At 44.0% G+C, this 17,253-nt stretch carries 13 protein-coding genes and 1 tRNA gene; 5 read left to right on the plus strand and 9 right to left on the minus strand.

Annotation, left to right across the window (positions count from 1 at the left end; all coding sequences use genetic code 11):
• The first annotated feature begins 73 nt into the window (after positions 1-73).
• Positions 74-706 carry an ATP-binding cassette domain-containing protein gene (locus FQV37_RS03190; protein ID WP_160021267.1) on the plus strand — a complete coding sequence of 211 codons (633 nt, stop codon included), beginning with the start codon at positions 74-76 and terminating at the stop codon, positions 704-706.
• Between the two features lie 80 nt (positions 707-786).
• On the plus strand, positions 787-1,413 hold the full coding sequence (locus FQV37_RS03195) for a CDP-alcohol phosphatidyltransferase family protein (protein WP_160021268.1): 627 nt from the start codon (positions 787-789) through the stop codon (positions 1,411-1,413).
• Between the two features lie 44 nt (positions 1,414-1,457).
• Here the strand turns inward: FQV37_RS03195 and FQV37_RS03200 are convergent, their stop codons facing one another.
• From FQV37_RS03200 to speB, 6 genes are all read right to left on the minus strand, one after another.
• The gene (locus FQV37_RS03200) at positions 1,458-2,069 is read right to left on the minus strand and encodes a TetR/AcrR family transcriptional regulator (protein ID WP_160021269.1); all 612 of its coding nucleotides are present in this window, start codon (positions 2,067-2,069) and stop codon (positions 1,458-1,460) included.
• A gap of 248 nt (positions 2,070-2,317) precedes the next feature.
• Positions 2,318-3,844, minus strand: coding sequence for an aldehyde dehydrogenase family protein (locus FQV37_RS03205; protein WP_240990927.1), 1,527 nt, complete (start codon positions 3,842-3,844; stop codon positions 2,318-2,320).
• A gap of 155 nt (positions 3,845-3,999) precedes the next feature.
• Positions 4,000-5,406, minus strand: coding sequence for a YjiH family protein (locus FQV37_RS03210; RefSeq protein WP_160021270.1), 1,407 nt, complete (start codon positions 5,404-5,406; stop codon positions 4,000-4,002).
• Positions 5,390-7,225, minus strand: coding sequence for a D-lactate dehydrogenase (dld, locus tag FQV37_RS03215; protein ID WP_160021271.1), 1,836 nt, complete (start codon positions 7,223-7,225; stop codon positions 5,390-5,392). The genes FQV37_RS03210 and dld overlap by 17 nt, the downstream gene beginning before the upstream one ends.
• A gap of 105 nt (positions 7,226-7,330) precedes the next feature.
• Positions 7,331-9,052: a 5-guanidino-2-oxopentanoate decarboxylase gene (locus FQV37_RS03220; RefSeq protein WP_160021272.1), complete on the minus strand. Its 1,722-nt coding sequence runs from the start codon at positions 9,050-9,052 to the stop codon at positions 7,331-7,333.
• Between the two features lie 149 nt (positions 9,053-9,201).
• The gene (speB, locus tag FQV37_RS03225) at positions 9,202-10,170 is read right to left on the minus strand and encodes an agmatinase (protein WP_101205270.1); all 969 of its coding nucleotides are present in this window, start codon (positions 10,168-10,170) and stop codon (positions 9,202-9,204) included.
• A gap of 212 nt (positions 10,171-10,382) precedes the next feature.
• On the opposite strand from speB, the gene FQV37_RS03230 reads away from it, so the two are divergent.
• Positions 10,383-11,285, plus strand: coding sequence for a LysR family transcriptional regulator (locus FQV37_RS03230; RefSeq protein ID WP_240990928.1), 903 nt, complete (start codon positions 10,383-10,385; stop codon positions 11,283-11,285).
• Between the two features lie 16 nt (positions 11,286-11,301).
• On the opposite strand, the gene FQV37_RS03235 is transcribed toward FQV37_RS03230, so the two are convergent.
• From FQV37_RS03235 to FQV37_RS03245, 3 genes are all read right to left on the minus strand, one after another.
• Positions 11,302-13,092: a potassium/proton antiporter gene (locus FQV37_RS03235; protein WP_160021273.1), complete on the minus strand. Its 1,791-nt coding sequence runs from the start codon at positions 13,090-13,092 to the stop codon at positions 11,302-11,304.
• A 278-nt stretch (positions 13,093-13,370) separates the two neighbouring features.
• Positions 13,371-13,706 carry a GlpM family protein gene (locus tag FQV37_RS03240; protein ID WP_224737711.1) on the minus strand — a complete coding sequence of 112 codons (336 nt, stop codon included), beginning with the start codon at positions 13,704-13,706 and terminating at the stop codon, positions 13,371-13,373.
• Between the two features lie 189 nt (positions 13,707-13,895).
• A complete protein-coding gene (locus FQV37_RS03245; protein ID WP_160021274.1) occupies positions 13,896-15,566 on the minus strand; it encodes an alpha-keto acid decarboxylase family protein in 1,671 nt (556 codons plus the stop codon).
• Positions 15,567-15,826: 260 nt separating this feature from the next.
• Here FQV37_RS03245 and FQV37_RS03250 point away from each other — a divergent pair.
• A tRNA-Gly gene (locus FQV37_RS03250) sits at positions 15,827-15,901 on the plus strand.
• 265 nt (positions 15,902-16,166) lie between these two features.
• Entirely contained in the window at positions 16,167-17,240 is a 1,074-nt protein-coding gene (locus FQV37_RS03255; protein WP_160021275.1) for an HNH endonuclease family protein, read from the plus strand.
• Positions 17,241-17,253 lie beyond the last annotated feature (13 nt).

Raw genomic sequence — 17,253 nt, forward strand, 5'->3', positions numbered from 1 at the left:
GGTCATAAACAAAAGCAAACGTTATCAAATATTAAAATAATCAGTCTTAAAAAACACAAATAAAGGGATCCTGATGCCATCATCTCTACAGATAAAAGACTTACAACTGTTTCGTCAAAGCGAGCAATTACTGAGTATCGATGAGCACATCGCTGGTGGCAATATCCTAACCGTGATGGGCCCTTCTGGTAGTGGCAAGTCCAGCTTACTGAACTGGCTAACAGGCACTTTGGCGAATGACTTTACCGCGACTGGTACTGTCTGGTTAAACGATAAGAACGTGACGCACCTGCCTGCGCATTTGCGACGTATTGGTGTGCTGTATCAAGACGCACTGCTGTTTTCGCATCTATCAGTCGCAGGCAACATTGCTTTTGCCATGCCAAAAGGAAACAAAAAACAGCGTGTTGAAAAAATAGCGCAATCTTTAGCGCAAGTGGGTTTAGAGGGGATGAGAGATCGTCATCCTGATAACCTATCAGGTGGTCAACAAGCACGTGTCGCTCTACTACGCACACTGCTAAGTGAGCCCAAAGCGATACTACTTGATGAGCCGTTTAGCAAACTTGATACTCAATTGAGAATGGATACGCGGCAATTGGTATTCGATCAGATTCGTACTCATAAGTTGCCTGCTATTATGGTCACGCACGACCAAAGCGATGCCAAAGCAGCCAACGGTAAAGTTATCTATGTAGGACAATAGTTTTGGACATCAGAGTCAAATATCAACGCTAAATGCCCAAAAAAAGTATCAAAACAAGCAAAATATAAAAGGCAGCTCGCATGCTAGACAAGTTTATTACGCCCGTCATCAAGCCGCTGCTAACCCCGATAGTAGCGACATTGCATAAGTTCGGTATTACGGCTGATCAGCTTACAGTAGCTGGATTCTTGGTTGGTATGTTGGCATTGCCACTACTCGCGTTTGAGCTATGGTATGGCGCACTGGCAGTGATAATATTGAATCGTATCTTTGATGGACTTGATGGCGCAATGGCACGCTATGCCCAGCAAAGCTCTAGCGCTGGCGGCTACTTAGATATAACCCTCGATTTTTTGTTTTATGCCGCTGTGCCACTTGGGTTTATTTTGGCCAATCCTGCCCAAAATGCCATTGCAGGCGCGTTGTTATTAGCGGCATTTATCGGGACAGGTTCGAGCTTTTTGGCTTTTGCGATTTCTGCAGAAAAGTTTCAATTAGACAAGCCGCAGTTTAAATATAAGAGCTTTTATTATCTTAATGGTCTTACTGAAGGTACCGAAACTATTGCTCTTTTTATTGCTCTTTGCATTTGGCCTCAGCATTTTGTGCTACTTGCTGGTATCTTTGCTACTGCCTGCGCTGTTACTATTTTTACTCGTATACATGGTGGGTATCATACCCTCAAGCAGCTCGAATCTACCAAGTAAGCGTCTAAAGATATATACCATATTGAAACCCAGCCATAATACCGCTAAGCATTTACCGAATCATCGAGTCGCAGTGCTTCTATAGATAAGGCCATATCTTCAGCAAGGGCGTGTACCGTCGAGCTCTCTATGTCACGCTGTGCAAAGGCACGCAATCCCATGACTTCTGCCTGTAGACGGCGTCCAAGTCTAACCGGATCAAGCTCACTATCCATCTCACCGACACTCTGCGCCTCCTTAAAGCATTCTATAAATCGCGCCTCCATACCTGCCAGCAGCATTTCCACCTTGGTTAACGCTGTTTGCTCACGCGCACCCAGCTCTAGTAAGCTTTTGACCAACATACAGGCTCGGCTCGGTAACGCTTTATCACGAATCCCGCCAAGCTGACGTATATAAGCGGCAAGGCCTAATAAAGGCGTTTCATGATGGCTCAACACTCGCTCAAGCTCAGTCAATCCTAGACGCGCATAGTATTCTAGCGCTTCTTGAAACAAGCCTTCTTTGTTACCGAAAGCGGCATAGATACTGCCTGGGCGCATATCGAGCGCTTGCTCGATATCTTTTAGAGATGTGGCATGAAAGCCCTTTTGCCAAAAAAGCTGTAGCGCACGCTCCAAGGCGTCATGACGGTTGTAAAGTGCGGTGCGTGACATAATGTGCCCCATTTAAAAAGCCGTGACCTCATATAAAAATGGGCACGGCTATAAAACTTGAATGATTGCTCAATTTTATCCTAGATGGGTGCGACAGTAAAGTTAATATAAGAAACGGTCTGGTAAACAAACGTAATGCTAGGGCGCGACTTAGCTATCAACAATCACTCTACAATAATTCAACAGTCATGCTGATAGCTAGTAAATAGTCTCTACAGTGGCTAGTGACAAACTAGTTAAAAAACCAATTAATCGGTCAACAATACATGTTTGGTCTTCTGATAAGCGGACAAACCATCACCGCCCAACTCACGGCCGATACCGCTTTGCTTAAATCCGCCCCATCCTGCTTCTGGCAGTACGATTTGTTGCTCGTTAATCCAAATATGACCCGCTTTGATTTGTAGCGCCATCTCAAGCGCGGCAGTCTCATCGGCGCAAACGATGGTAGCTGCTAGAGCAAACTTGCTATCATTGGCTAGGCGAATAGCCTCTGCGTCGTCAGTAAAGGTTGCACAGATTAATACAGGCCCAAACACCTCCTCCATCCATAATTGGCTGGTCGTTGGCACATCCGTATAGACAGTTGGCATCGCAAAATAGCCAGATGCTTCTACTAACTCACCGCCAGTTAAGCAATCCAGATTTTCAGCTGTCGCAATATCAAAGTATTTCTTAACTTGGTTCAATTGCTGCTCGCTTACTAATGGACCCATTTGCGTCTCTGTCGCAAAACCATCACCAATTTGCAAACTTTCCGTTTTAACTTTTAACGTCTCAAACAGCTGTGTAGCGATATCTTGATGAACAACCAAACGCGACGTGGCCGAGCATATCTGACCTGCATTGGTAAATATACCGCCGATGATTAAATCACAAGCGTAATCAATATCAGCATCTGTACAGACCACAATAGCAGACTTACCACCCAACTCTAGGCTAATATCTTTGATGCCTTTTGCTGCTTGAACCATCACCTTTTCGCCGACGACATTACTACCAGTAAAAGACACTTTGTCAATCAGCGGATGGCTGGTCATAGCAGTGCCCACTTCAGCAGCACCTGGTAAAATATTAACCACCCCTTTCGGCAAGCCAATCTCAGATAAGATATTACCTAGCATAAGCTCTGGTAATAATGTCACCTCAGACGGTTTCAATAGCACGGTACAACCTGCCGCTAGCGCAGGGGCCAATTTCCAAGAAGTCGTCACCATTGGGAAATTCCAAGGGGTAATCAGCGCACAAATACCCACTGGCGAGTATGTCTTTAACAAACGAATGCCCGATTCAAGCGTTGATACTTTAGACCATGTTGCTTGCTCTGTGATGAGGTTGGCATAGTAGCGATAGCAAGCAATGGCGTCCCCGACGTCTATCTTCGCTTCCTCAATGGGCTTTCCGTTGTTTAATACAGACAGTCCAACCAAGGTATCGAATTGCTGCTCCATAGACTCTGCAATCGCATTTAGATAGCGGGCACGCTCGCTTACACTAGTCTGTGACCAACTAGCAAAGGCTTCATCAGCCGCTTCGACTGCCTGCTCTACATGGGCACTGGTGCATAAGCGCGTCGTTGCAATCACCTCGCCTGAATTTGGATCATACAATGCATGGTTATTTCTATTATCAAAGCTTGCATCACCAGAATCGGTCGCGAGGGCTTTAATCGTAACCCAGTCACCATTGATATAAGCGGCATTTAATACAACTTCGTTTTGAGCCGTTTGTATGGCAGTTTCTCTGGTTAATTCTGTAGAGTTCAGCATTTCCATAATGGTCAATCGCCTTATATGTTTGATCAAATTGTCTTTATGTACGTAACGTCCGTAATGTGATTGGCTAAATGGTCGGTGTAACTGCCTACAGAAAAACCGACCATTTGTATATTATCGTTAGGCTAGATGCCTTATGAATACTAGACACGCCACTAATACAGTAGATGCGCCACAGACGTAATTACTACCAAGCTGATAAGCGTACGAAGGATAAAGATTAAAAATAGCTCTAATACATTTAGCTTAATATTTGACTTCAAAATCAGCGCACCCACTTCAGACATGTAGATAATCTGAGTAATTGAAGCAGCACCAACGATGAATCGTGTCATCTCACTTTCAATGCTTTTACCGACGAGCGCTGGCAAGTACATATCTGCAAAGCCCATAATCATGGCAGGTGCAGCCTTTGCCGCCTCTGGAATCTGTAACCACTCAAGTAGTGGTACAAGTGGTGTCGCAAGCCAATTAAAGACAGGCGTGTACTCTGCTAAGCCAAGACCGATGGTACCAATCGCAAAGATAACAGGAATCAGTCCAAAGTAGATATCAAACAGATTTTGTACGCTGCGTTTGAACACTTTACCTAAGCTTGGCATAGAATGCGCGCGAGTAACCGCACGATTGACTGCCCACTTATACGTTGTATATTCAGCAGGGATGCCTTCATCTAGCATGCTTTTGCCAGAATGATAAGTATCAGGCTTAAGTGATAATGGTGGTATACGCGGCATAATAATCGCAGCAATAAAACCGGTTAGCGCAATGGTCAGATAAAAGAAGACGAAGTTATTGTCTACGCCGATGGTTTTGGCAACCACATAGGTAAAGGCAATAGAAGTGACTGAAAATGTGGTCGCGATAATGGCAGCTTCACGCTGACTGTAAAAGCTTTTATCATACTCTTGCATAGTGACTAGCAAGCCGATAGACGCGGCACCAAACCAAGAAGACATTGCATCGACAGCAGAACGACCAGGTAGTTTGAAAAGCTTGATAAATACTTTACTGGCTAAAGTGCCCAAAAATTCCATCAAGCCAAAATCAGTCAAAAATGGCAGCGATAAAATGGCGAAGAAAAACAACGGAATCAGAATAGGAATCAAATCTTCGAAGATGACGCCGCCTGTATTACGATTGATAATGAACTCAGGGCCGACTTGTAGGAAAATCATCCAAACAAACAACATACCTAAAAAACGTGTGGACAGCCAAAACCAATCAACATCAAAGAGCTTTTTTACCAGTGAATCTTCATGCAACTTGGGCTTTAACGCTTTGACTGCCAGTGCACCAAGAGCGGAGATAGTCACTATCGCCATCGCAATATAGGCCACAAATCCACCTAACACGGTTTGTAGCGTATCGGTCAGTACACCTAATAAAATTGTGACCTTACCATCCCACTCAAACGGTATGATAAAAAGTGCAATACCCAGTGCTGAAAACAATAGGAACTTCCACATTGCTGCACGCCACTGTCCTGCTTTTGGCGTTTCTGGATCGACAGTATTGTTTCCTAAAATCGGCTGCTGCGATTTATCAATAGTATTCGTCATTTAACTTCTCCTTGATGGGCGATGATTGCCAGTTTTTCCATTTCTCTGTCTGACCAATACCTGGGTTAAGCAAATTGGTTGGATCCAGTTTTTTATAAAAATAATGTAGCTCAGCTTTAGCAGGATACACATGCCCCACGTTGTGCTCAGCAGGATACTCAATATGACGCTTATCATAAAATGCCAGCAGGTCTTCCTTGAATTGCTTGGCATTGGTCTTAGGTTTCAATAAATAGTCTTGGTGCATGACATGACAGAAAAAATGCCCCAAATAAAAATTTTTGCTGACTTGATTTTGCAAATGTTCAGGTAGAGTCTCGTCCCAATCTACGGCATTTCTAGGTAAGGCAATATCGGTCGATAGCAGCTCGCCAAATTTATCTTGATTTAAATTATGATAACGAAACATGGCAGCGGTCGCGGCACTGCGAAATACCAATAACGATTGCGATTCAAGCTCTGTACACACATGCAGCGCACCTTGATACTGCTGTATATGATTTTGCAAAAAAGCTTTAGCTGCGGCGATATTTTCGCCGTCGTTTTTATTAGTATCTTTATCTGAATCTTTATTAATGCCATTATCAAAGTCGTTAACAAAACCATCTGCGACTTTTATAATCAAATGGTAGTTATATGAGAGTGCCTGCGTGGTCAAAGTGGCTGGTAACGACGGCGGCATAAACCTAGATGTCATCTGTAATATCCGATCTGGCAGCGTCTTTGGGAGATGCCACTTATCCAGATAGTAGCCAATCTTTGCTTGCAGTCGATACAGCGACCCTATCTTGCTAGCAGGAAGCTTACGCATGCTCAAGCAAGTGTCTCGACCATAGTACATCGTGATGTCGTTATAGTTTTTATGCATATACTCAGCTAACACGGGCAATTTCAACTCGCTCTTTAACCATTGTTTTCTGAGTGTGGTCAAGGTGTCAGCGTCGTTGGTCGAGATATAAAATGTTTGCTCTTGCTTGGGCTTGGCAAAGGTCGCTACCCTTACCGCAAATACAATGACCTTGCCAGCTGAACCAGACGCTTCATACAGGCCGTTAGGATCGTTGTTAAATCTAGCAGGTGTCTCTGCCTCACAATCACGGACTTTATGTTGATAATGATGGTTGGTGCAGGCGTTACTGTTGCTCGTACTGTTTGAGACCTTATTAAACGTGCCAGCTTGCAGGTTCTCTAGCATTTCCTCTGGCTGTGTGCCCAAATCCAGTCCCAGATGATTAATTAACTCAAACGCTCCTGAGGTATTGCGTCTGGCAAATAACGCCATCTCAGTATAGGCAGGTCCACGCTGCACCAACATCCCGCCCGAGCTATTGCAGATGCCGCCTATCACCGATGCACCTATGCAACTAGAGCCCAGTACTGAATGTGGCTCACGCCCTAGTGGCGCAAGGGTGGACTCTAATTGCTGCAAAGTAGCGGCTGGCAAAGCAACCAGTTCTGCTGCATCATTAAGTAAATGCACACCGCCCAATAACTGCATAGAGATTACGACTAGCGGCCTGTCATAATCTCCATTCGGCGTTGAGCCACCTGTTAGGCCTGTATTGGCTGCTTGAGCAATGATAATCACATCGGCAGCGGCACAGATATTAATGACGCGCCATAGTGCCACAAGAGAGTGCGGTATCACAACTGCGACGGTAGCGTCTGTGATAGCCTCAATTGCACCTTGCACATAAGACTGCTGTTGGCTAGGTTTTGTCAATACATTGGTCGTACCAACGACAGCAGCAAGCGCCGTCAACAAATGCGGTATGTGCTCATGTCTACTTTCTGACATTTCTCTAGCATTGGGCGTCATGAACGTGCTTCCTTGCGTAACCAGCGTTTGTCATTTTTTTGTCTTTTTTTAGACCTGTGACTATCGGTCTCGTTATTATCCGTAGCATTAAAGACCGTATTACTGTTAATTAAAATAAGTCACTGTCTCAGCCATTTCTTTTAGAAAGTCATCTGCTTCATCAATCTCATAAATGATTGGTTGTTTACCCTTTATGTCTGCCTTTAATGCGTCTAGCAATTGCTGCTTATCAGTAATTCTGCGATAGCCAGCGCCAAACCCTGCTGCTAATGGCTCAAAGTTTGGCGTTTTGATATTGACGCCAATCAGTGGTAGGCCGCCCTCTTCCATATAACGGCGAATCTCACCGTAGCCTTGGTTGTTCCATAGCAATATGATCAATGGTAGCTCAAGCTCGGCTGCGCAGATAAGCTCGGCAATCGTGAACTGAATACCACCATCACCCATCAGGCTAACAACAGGTAGATTTGAGCCAACCATGGCCCCGATAGCAGCAGGCAAACCATAGCCTAACGTGCCAAAACCCGTCGATGAATTAAACCATTTACGTGTCGCTAAGGCTTCAAGACCAAGGTTGCCGCTATAGACAGGCTGCGTTGAATCACCAACGAAAATGACGTCTTCTACCTCATCTCTAATTAGCTTCAGTAAAGCATTTTGACCCGCAAAATCTGTCGTTACATCCTTCAAGATGGCCTGCTTTGCCTCGTTTACTCGTGACAGTGCTTGATGATCGAATGTCTGACCTTCTAAGCGACTACATAAACCACTAATCGCCATCTGTGCGTCAGACAATACCGCGATATTGGCTCTAAATGGACGCTGCAATTGCTGGGCATCACAGTCGATACGGACTAGCGTGCCGTTGATTTTGAACTCACCGTTAAAGAACACATCGTAGTCAGTCTCGCCAAGCTCAGTACCAATCGCTAATATCCAGTCTGCTTCTGTAATCACGGCTCGGCCTGCGTCTAACGACTGGTTGCTACCCAAACTTAACGGATGACCAGGTGGCAGCAAACCTTTGGCATTAATCGTCAAAAACGTTGGTGCATCTATCAGCTCTGCCAATCGCTGTGCATCGTGATCGACATCGACGCAGCCGCCCCCATAAAGTATTACAGGGTTTTTCGCGGTTTGTAATGACTGTACGATTAGGTCTAACTGCGTAGGGTTAGGCAATGGTCTTGTGACCTGCGGTAGGCTCAAGCTATTTGTACTAGCTTCGCTATTTGCTACAGCATCTAACTTAGGGGGCTTAGCAACATGACTCGCATCAGCGGTGATGACATCGATAGGCAGCTGAATATGTACAGGGCCAGGACGTGCGCCATTAAATAAGGCAAAAGCTTCTGCGATGACTTTCGGTAACGATTCAGGTTGCCAAACGGTCTTACTCGTCAATGCTACTTTGCTAATCATGCCTTGCTGATCGTGAAGCTCATGTAAATGCCCTTCGCCACTACCCGTGTCTTTGACTTTATTGACACTAGAGATCACTAGCATCGGTATCGAATCGGCCAATGCCTGCGCCATCGCCGTCATAATATTGGTCATACCAGGGCCAGTGATGATAAAACATACGCCAATCTTGCCAGAAGCACGGTAGTAGCCATCTGCCATAAACCCAGCGCCTTGTTCATGACGCGGTGTCACATGACGAATATTGGTATTTGGCAAACCACGATACAGCTCTACCGTATGTACACCAGGGATACCAAAAACAGTCTCTACACCATAATACTCTAGCCACTGCACCAATAGCTCACCGCAGGTCAGTGATGATGTGTCAGACAAAGAAGAAGGCGTTTGCGTCAATTGGGTCATGGGTCAGTCATCCTAAAAAATTTCGCTGAATATTCAGATAATTATCAATACCTCAAAATAACCTTTGTATTTTTTCTTTCATACCGATTATTAGTCACTAATTACTGGCTGCAAAGGTTGCTCATTATAGAGGTAATCATTGATGGTGATTAGTAAACCGCCTTAACCTTGTCGTCATAGCGTACGCCCGGCAGGATACATAGCATCTCGAACAATAAATTCGCCGCCAATACCGAGGTATTACCAAATGGATCGTACGGTGGTGATACTTCAACCAAATCACCGCCTACCACGTCTAGGCCGCGCATACCGCGAATGATTTCGATACCTTGAGTAGAGGTCAAACCACCGATTTCAGCAGTGCCGGTACCTGGGGCAAAAGCAGGATCGATACCGTCGATATCGAAGCTCAAATAGACAGGGCCATCACCTAGCTTTTCGCGTACTTCAGCCATAAGCGGTGTTAGCGACTTGTACCAGCACTCCTCAGCAGGTACCACACGGAAGCCCTGCTGGGTTGACCAGTCAAACTCTTCTGCGCTATAGCCTGTACCACGTAGACCAATCTGTACCACACGATTACCATCGATGAGGTTTTCTTCGACAGCGCGGCGGAAAGGTGTGCCATGAGCGATTTTTTCGCCAAACATATCATCATTGATATCAGCATGAGCATCGATATGTACCATACCGACAGGGCCATGTTTTTTGGCAAGTGCGCGCAGGATAGGCAATGCGATAGTATGATCGCCGCCTAGTGTTAGAGGAATCGCGCCGTGTTTGACGATTTTATCGGTATAGAATTTTTCGATGATATCAACACTTTTTAGCAGGTTGAAGGTATTGATAGGCACATCGCCGATGTCAGCGACTTGTAATGACTCAAAGGGCGCAGCGCGAGTGGCCACATTGTAGGGACGAATCATTCTTGACTCATCACGAATCTGTCTAGGACCCAATCTTGCACCGCTACGGTTGGATGCACCAATATCCAAAGGTACGCCAACGAACGCCACATCTAACCCTTCAGCATCGGCTTGAGTTGGCAGACGCATCATAGAAGCGAAACCGCCAAATCTTGGCATATCGTTGCCGCTTAATGGTTGATTGAATGTCATAAGTTACTTCCTTGTTCTATTTGGTTTAAGTACACAATTTGCTACATGCCATTGACAATACATAAATATAAGAGAAGGAACCATGGTAAAATTTAGAAGTAAACTTCTATTTTTTCGTAGTAAAGTGCGCTTATAGGTCACTATCAGAAGTTTATGAAAAGAAGTATCAATTAAAAAAAGATGATATTGATTTAATAAATAAGGAGCCGCTTTTGATATTGGATGAACTGATAAAGATAGACATCAAAACACTACGCAGCTTTATGGCTATCGTAGAGTGCCAAGGCGTGACGGCCGCTCAGTCGCGTTTGAATGTCACTACTTCTGTGATCAGTGGACACTTAACCCACTTAGAAGATCGCTTAGGAATGACGCTGTGTCACCGTGGTCGAGCAGGATTTAAGCTAACAGAGGACGGTGCCGCTGTTTACGAGGCATGTTTGGGGTTTACCGAATCAGTCGCCAGCTTTCAACATCAGCTGCATTATATTAAACAATTAGACTCAGTTCACGGCGGGCACATCAGGCTTTGCTTGATTGATCAAATGCCCAAGTTTTTTTATGACGCGCTTAGACAACGTCTAGCCAATAGCTACCGTAATAACCCGTTAATACACTTTTCTATCGACGTACAAAGCCCTGAGAGCATGTTAGAAAAGCTCTTAAGTAATGAGAGTGACATTGGCGTGGGATACTTTGGCAGCTTTCCACCTTTACTGACCTTTAAGCCAGCATTTGTTGAAAAACAAGTGGTCTGCTGTGGTCGCGAACATAGATTGTTTTACAACTCAGAAGGGTTAACTTTTGAGGATTTAGAACAGAACTATCCGTGGATAAAAAGAGGCTATGTGGTAGAGCACCATATCAATCATATTCGCCCCAAGACATTAAGCGCGACTACTTATCATATGGAGGCGACAGCGCAGCTTATCCTTGCAGGCCACCATATTGGCTACTTGCCGCGTGATTTAGCGAAGCGTTATGAAGGTATGGGACTGATGAAAATACTGTTACCTGATGAGGCAAGCTATGATGTCGAGCACCATTGGGCATATCGAGAAAATCAGCCTAAACAAGCGGCTGATTTTTTGAATAAGATGATGAACTTGTTATAAGATACCACTAGATTTATTACACTACTACAGACGGTTGTTGGTACTTTAGACCAATGGTTCTTAGCTTCCCCTTGTCATCGACTTCCTTAATAACCAATGACCACTCGTCACTCACCACAACGGTATCGCCCGACACTGGCGCGGTCCCTAAATGTGATTTAACGTACTCGGCCACCGTCTGCTCCCACATGTTTTTTGCGCTGTCTTCATCGGACGTTTTGAGTGTTTTTACCAGTGTCTCAGACGCCATAATTCCTGTAAAAAACGGCAAATCTCCAAGTTTGACACTCGGTGATAGCAACCAATCGCCATAGAAATCATCGATAGCTTTGCGATCTAGTGTCGTGTCATTAAAAATCTTGGCGATTTTGCTCGCGTGATTACCTCTCATCGCATACCAGACACTGTCGCCATATTTTAGCTTTGTATTGTCATCGACTACTACGATTTGCTGGTTACGCACTAGCGCAAAGACACTGATTTCATCTGGATTGATACCTTTGGAGATACCCATAGGATGACGCCCAATGGCAAATGCGCCCGACTTTGCCTCAAACTCATACAGCGTGATACTGGCCTTATCCGATACCCAAACCTCATGTTCTTCTTTTGGGTCTTTATTGGTTGGGATACGTACTTTAAATAGATTGGCCATTGTAGGAATGGTTGTGCCTTGCAAAATCAACGACAGAACCACGACACCAAAGGCAATATCAAACAGCATAAAGGCGTTATCTATACCAGCCATGACGGGTAAAATTGCCAAGGTAATAGGCACTGCACCGCGCAAGCCAACCCAAGAGATAAACCCAATCTCTCTGTCTTTAAATTTGAATGGTTTTACGCTGGTATAGACGGCAATAGGACGCGCGACAAAGATCATAAAGAGCGCGATCGCAACCGAATAATGCCAGACATTGAGGACGTTTGATGGAGTGACCAGCAGTCCTAATACTACGAAAAGCACTGCCTGAGACAGCCAAGCAAAGCTGTCCATCACTCGCATGACATGCTCTGTCGAGCGCACCTTGTGGTTGCCGATTAACACACCAGTGAGGTATACCGCCAAAAATCCACTGCCGCCAATAAGATTGGTCGCAGCGAACACGGCCAAGCCAGCGGAGAGGATTAAGATCGCGTACATACCTTCTGCTAAATGTACTTTAGGCAATAATCGGGATAGAAAATAACCGAACAATAAGCCCATACCTAGCCCAAAGCTCAGCTGCTGTAGCAATAAAACTAAAAAGCCGAATACTGTCTGACCATCAGGATCAACATTTAAGGCAATCAAACCAGTGACTAATAAAATAGCTAAAGGATCGTTGGCACCAGACTCAAGTTCAAGCGTTGCTTGCACACGGTCGTTAAGCTTGACGCCGCCATTACGTAATAGAGAAAATACCGCTGCGGCATCGGTTGAGCCGACAATCGCTGCCATCAGTAGACCAAAGCGCCAATCGACATCAAGTAGCCAAGTGACAAAGACCCCTAGCACCATGACCGTGACCAACACGCCCCATGTGGCCAGCGTAATCGCAGGTTTTAGCCCTACTCGAAACGATTTAAAGGACGTACGTAAACCACCATCTAGCAAGATACAGGCTAAGGCTGCCTGCCCAACGAAATTGGCTAGCGCATATTGAGAGAACTCAATACCCAAGATACCCTGCTCGCCTGCCAACATACCCACTATCAAAAACAGCAACAACAATGGTACACCTAAGCGCGCCGATAATGTACTCGCCATGATACTGGCGAAAATTAGTACTGCGCCTACGAGATACAGGATATTTAAGGTATCCATTTTTTTTGAGCCCTATTTTTTATTATTAAGAATAGTAATTGATTGCGATGGGGTTTTCGTTATCTTGCTGTTAGTAGATATTACACCAGTGAGCCTATCATAAGCGGCCATTATTCAAAATATGAATGACAATTATTTGTAATGATATTAGCATCACCATCAGAACTAGCAGCCAATACTAAATCCATAAAAATCCTTCAATAAAAAAAGTTCAAATATTAAAGTGAAGCCTACGAAATACCATTGCTGCGCTAAAAGAGTTTACGTCTTAATATTACTTAACCTTGAATGTATTGCCATGTCAGTACCAGAATCGCAGCCGCAACCGTCCAAGCGACTACGCCTAATAGCAATGCCTTATATAAGCTCATATAACTGATGCTAAAAAACACCACAAAGGTATAAATCAAATGCGGTATGACGCCAAGCATACTGAATATCAGCGCGACCTTTAAATCAGCGGGACTGCGCTCAGTACCAACGATAAAGTGACTGATTAACGTAAAAGTGGGGAATAGTGGCGCAAGTGCCGCCAAATAGAAAAATCGGGTTTGGGCGAACATTTGAATCGCCAGTACCATCAATGCGCCGATAAGCATTTTTAACCAAATCACGACGGGTCCATCTCCTGTTGACTATAAAGGCTGAACGTAGCCCAATCCGCCATGATACTAAAGTCTGCAAACTGACATAAGAGCAATCGCTGATTAATTAATTCCTATGATAAAAAAATGCAAAAACCCCATCTAGCTAAGTTGCTAAATGGGGCTGTTACTTTTATTCAGTAAGCTTTTACGAATTACTTAGTCCTTTTTTGGCTTTAATGCCGCGCTGATGTCTGCTAGCAATGGTGGGATATCATGCTTGTCTGCAATCACCTCAATCATTATAAGCTTATCGGTCGTCGCTGCAGCTTTTTCGAGGGCAGATTTTAGCTCGCCTGCTGTCTCTGCTTTGAGTAGTACACTATTTTCTTCTGTCGCGCCAAACGCTCGCGGCATGATTTGCCAATCGCATTTAGGAATATCATTATAGTATTGGTTTTCGCCATGAATTGCGCGCTCTACCGTATAGCCATCATTATTGATTAAGACGATTACAGGGTTGATGCGCTCTTGAATCATGACCGCCAACTCTTGGATTGTTAGCAATGCTGAACCGTCCCCAATTAATAACACACTGCGCTTATCTGGTGATGCAATCGCTGCGCCCAAGCTGGCAGGTAACGTGTAGCCAATTGACCCCCACATCGGCTGTCCATATGATGTCACCCCTTCTGGCAGACGCACATCACTGATACCAAAATAGGCTGTCCCTTGTTCAGAAAACACCAAGTTATTATGATCTAAGCGGTCGGCGATAATATGCCATAAATCATCTTGGCGGATAGCCTCACTGTCTTTGCCTTTTTGTTCGTGCGGCTTAACTTCTTCACAGAAAGGTTTTGGCACGATGTTAATGCCAGAGGTCATCACTTCATGCAGGGCTTGCAACGCATCTTTTAGCGCAATCGGTGCAAAGTTCTTACCACTGATAGAAGCACGCTCATAATGTAAGTCTACGACCACATCTTCATTGATATCTTGGCTAAACCCTGCGGTAGTAGTGTCAGTATATTGCACCCCTACTTTGATAAGGCATTCGCAGTTTTCTACCGCATCTTTGACAATTGGACGCGAAGCAACACCCGCATAAGTGCCTGCCCAACGATCACTATTTTCATCAAGCAGTGTCTTGCCCCAAGATAGCGTGGTATAAGGAATATCGGTATCAGCAATCAGTGCTTTGAGCTGTGATTGTAACCCCAAACGATGCACCATCAAATCTGCCATTAGCGTCGTGGTCTTATTTGGCAAAAACTCGGTTAGTGCTTGCTTAAAATCTGATAATGCCGCTTGGCTAGTAATGTCTTCTTGGCTATCGATCAGCTTGGTCGTTGGTGGATAGATAGGCTGACGAGCAACATCTGGTGATAATAGTAAGTAACCTGGGCGATGCTTTTTGAGAATTAAGCGAATCACTCGATCAATTTCTGAAGCAGCATTTTCAGGAGTAAGCTGCGCTCGTGCTACCGTCACAGGCTCAACCATCTTAATAAAATGATTGAATACGCCATCACCAAGCGAATGATGAATACGGCGCTTTGAATCTTGTAGCGCTGTGCTTGGTGCACCGACGATATGCAACACTGGCGCGTACTCAGCAAAAGAACCTGCAGTTGCGTTAATCGCTGACAGCTCGCCTACGCCAAAAGTCGTCACCATGGCGGCAAACCCACGCTCGCGTGCATAGCCATCGGCAGCATAGCCAGCATTTAGCTCATTGGTATTACCTACCCAGCGCAGCTTGTCAGAGGCGAGAACGTTATCCAAAAAAGTTAAGTTAAAATCACCAGGTACGCCAAATATCTCAGATGCACCCGCTTCTGCGACACGATCAAACAAATAATCAGCGATGGTATATTGTTGACTCATTTTTTATCCTTATGACTTATCTTTGTAAGTATTGATAACTGTGAATGTAATTACGGTTAAATTATAAAGTGCGTCCCAGCTTATTTATGTACTACAAAGCTTTTGGAATACATATTATAATAAACCGTTATAACATATATCTATGGCCAGAAGACACGCCTATTTTAATAACTTTAATTTTTTTCGTCATAGGTGTTGACACCTAAAAAAAACTGCGTATAATACGCCTTCATCAACTGACGATAGTTAATTGATAATTAGCGGGAATAGCTCAGTGGTAGAGCATAACCTTGCCAAGGTTGGGGTCGAGAGTTCGAATCTCTTTTCCCGCTCCAAATACTTAAAAAGCCTCACTTAACAGTGAGGCTTTTTTTTGTCTAATTTTCAAGGTCTGTAGCGTTTTTCAACATGAGCTATTCAGTCTAATTGCTAAGTCTAGCTAATATATTAAAAGCTCAACAATCAGCACCGTGACCAAAACGTGACTATTTCGAACTAACCATCTAAAGTGGAAATATCATTTCAATTGTCAAAGTTATAGTACTATTAGAGTTGACTATCACTACAGTCCATTCTAATTAACGACAGATTGAGCCATTCATGAACTTCATAGACGTTGAGCCCACGCTAGAAAATTACTGGCGAGCTATTATTCTGTTTGGTAGAAACACTGCTTCTTATAAATTCGCGCTTGCCAAAACTCTAATCGATGTCAGCTTAGAGAGAGATTCTGACTTGATTTCGCTCGAAGATTTAGCGCTGCCCTACGCCTTTCATCTATGTGAACATCTAAAACATACCCCTAAACAAAGCACTTTTAATAGTAGTAAGTTTATCAATGCTTGCATTCAATTCAACCATCAACAGATTAGCGAAGATGAACTCATTCATGTCACGAATAAAGAAGGATTTAAATACGTTTTGGACGCATTTCATGTAGTCAATACTAAAGCAGTGCAAGAACGTTTTTATGATGTAATTGATGAAGAGTTTTTTGTTGACGAGCGTAAACACAATAAAGGAATACGTCTAACAGATAACTTATTCAAATTATTTCATGTATTTGACAATTCAGCTAAAAATCTGAATTTAGAGACAGAGTCACGTTGGAACTTGGTAGAAAAAGCGTGGGAGCTCAATATTAATAAAGGTTTAATTTCGGTTGAATTTGACCAAGATACCAAACAATTATTTACTAAAGATACGAAACATTGCCGCATTGATATTACCAGTTCAAGAGGTGCATTAAACGGGTATCAAAAGAGCAAATGCTTTTACTGCTTTACAGAAATCAGTATTGCTTCTAATGACATGATGCTAGCAGACGTTGACCACTTCTTTCCGCATACTTTAAAAGCCCAAGTAGCAACCGCTGGTTGCTGTCGGCCAGTTAATGTCGATGGGGTTTGGAACTTAGTACTTGCTTGCTCTAATTGCAACCGTGGTATAGATGGTAAAGCTGCTAAAGTACCTAATATTGAGTTATTGAAAAGACTGCATACACGCAACGAATATTTGATTGGCAGTCACCACCCATTACGCGAAACCTTAATCAATCAAACGGGTATAAATGAGAAGACACGTCAACAGTTTTTGCAGAAGTCCTTCAACTTTTCAAAAGAACATTTGATTCATGTCTGGCAACCTAGACAACAAGGAAGTAGTCTCTTCTAATAATGAACAGCGA

The organism is Psychrobacter nivimaris, from assembly GCF_009812035.1.
Taxonomy (GTDB): domain Bacteria; phylum Pseudomonadota; class Gammaproteobacteria; order Pseudomonadales; family Moraxellaceae; genus Psychrobacter; species Psychrobacter nivimaris.

Bases quoted from the DNA above. Each gene is read 5' to 3' on its own strand.
- FQV37_RS03190 (WP_160021267.1), top strand. From the start codon at position 74: ATGCCATCATCTCTACAGATAAAAGACTTACAACTGTTTCGTCAAAGC.
- FQV37_RS03195 (WP_160021268.1), top strand. From the start codon at position 787: ATGCTAGACAAGTTTATTACGCCCGTCATCAAGCCGCTGCTAACCCCG.
- FQV37_RS03200 (WP_160021269.1), bottom strand. From the start codon at position 2,069: ATGTCACGCACCGCACTTTACAACCGTCATGACGCCTTGGAGCGTGCG.
- FQV37_RS03205 (WP_240990927.1), bottom strand. From the start codon at position 3,844: ATGGAAATGCTGAACTCTACAGAATTAACCAGAGAAACTGCCATACAA.
- FQV37_RS03210 (WP_160021270.1), bottom strand. From the start codon at position 5,406: ATGACGAATACTATTGATAAATCGCAGCAGCCGATTTTAGGAAACAAT.
- dld (WP_160021271.1), bottom strand. From the start codon at position 7,225: ATGACGCCCAATGCTAGAGAAATGTCAGAAAGTAGACATGAGCACATA.
- FQV37_RS03220 (WP_160021272.1), bottom strand. From the start codon at position 9,052: ATGACCCAATTGACGCAAACGCCTTCTTCTTTGTCTGACACATCATCA.
- speB (WP_101205270.1), bottom strand. From the start codon at position 10,170: ATGACATTCAATCAACCATTAAGCGGCAACGATATGCCAAGATTTGGC.
- FQV37_RS03235 (WP_160021273.1), bottom strand. From the start codon at position 13,092: ATGGATACCTTAAATATCCTGTATCTCGTAGGCGCAGTACTAATTTTC.
- FQV37_RS03245 (WP_160021274.1), bottom strand. From the start codon at position 15,566: ATGAGTCAACAATATACCATCGCTGATTATTTGTTTGATCGTGTCGCA.
- FQV37_RS03255 (WP_160021275.1), top strand. From the start codon at position 16,167: ATGAACTTCATAGACGTTGAGCCCACGCTAGAAAATTACTGGCGAGCT.